2 pseudogenes are annotated in these 1,111 nt (G+C 74.5%); one reads left to right on the top strand and one right to left on the bottom strand.

The window, feature by feature from the left end:
* A pseudogene (locus HY68_RS13230) lies at positions 1–279 on the bottom strand (hypothetical protein); the annotation flags it as partial.
* 186 nt (positions 280–465) lie between these two features.
* Between HY68_RS13230 and HY68_RS13225 the strand changes: the two are divergent.
* Positions 466–1,111: pseudogene (locus tag HY68_RS13225) on the top strand (DNA-binding protein); the annotation flags it as partial.

Below are 1,111 nucleotides of genomic sequence, written 5' to 3'. Positions count from 1 at the left end.
GGGCGCGGGCGGCTCGGGGGGCGGTGAGTACGTGACGGCGCCGCCGTCGCCCGCTCCGGTCGCCGCGCGCACCACCTCGTCCGGCTCACCGAGGCGGCCCAGGATGCGGCGCACGGACGCGGGGTTGTCGCTGCCGAACTTGCCGCGCTGCCGGTCGATCTCGTTGCGCAGGGTCGAGACCAGTCTCATCCGGGTCCCGGAAGGCAGCTGCTGTTGCTGGGCCACATCCCCGACGCGGCTCAGATAGTCGTAGACGAGCTGATCGCTCTCGATCCCCACACAGCCCTCCGCACAGACCACTTCACACATGACGTCCGCTCGCGATGGTGTCGGAGTCATCCCCGTACGTCCAGCCCGTGACGGCCGGTACGGGCCCCCCGCGCGACGGCGGCGCGCGGGCCGGGACCCGCCGAGGGGCTACCTTGGGGCGGATGGGGAACCAGCGAGCCCGAACAGGAGGCGCACGTGTCACAAGGAACCGGCGGTACGCCACCGCGCACGCTCGCGGAGGCCCTGCGCGGCCGGGGGGACGAGTCACTCACCGCCCTGCTGCGCGCGCGGCCCGACCTGCTGTCGCCCGTGCCGAACGACATCTCGCAGCTCGCGACCCGGGCCGGCACCCGCGCGTCCGTCGTACGCGCGCTGGAGCGGCTCGACCGGTTCACGCTGCAGACCGCCGAGGCGCTCGCCGTCGCCCCCGAGCCCGCCGAGTACGACACGCTGCGCGCGCTGCTCACCGGTGACGAGGGTGACGAGCGGATCGCGCAGGCCGTCGCCACCGCCGTGGCGACCCTCCGCGACCAGGCGCTGATCTGGGGCGACGACGACCGGCTGCGGCTGGTCCGCACCGCACGGGAGATCCTGGCCCCCTCCCCCACCCACCCCTCGCCGACCGGGCTCGGACCGACCGTCGCCGAGGCCACGGTCGGCATGTCGCCGACGCGGCTGCAGGAGATCCTGACCGCCGCGTGGCTGCCGAGCACGCACGACCCGGTCTCGGCCGTCGCCTCCCTCACCGAGCTGTTCACGGACCGTACGCGGATGGCGGCCCTGCTGGACACCGCGCCGATGGAGGCCCTGTCGGTGCTGGACCGGCTGGTGTGGGGCCCGC

This window comes from Streptomyces sp. AcH 505 (assembly GCF_000818175.1).
Lineage (GTDB): Bacteria > Actinomycetota > Actinomycetes > Streptomycetales > Streptomycetaceae > Streptomyces.
Note: the sequence above shows the minus strand (reverse complement) of the source record. Positions and strands in the feature narration are given on the sequence as shown.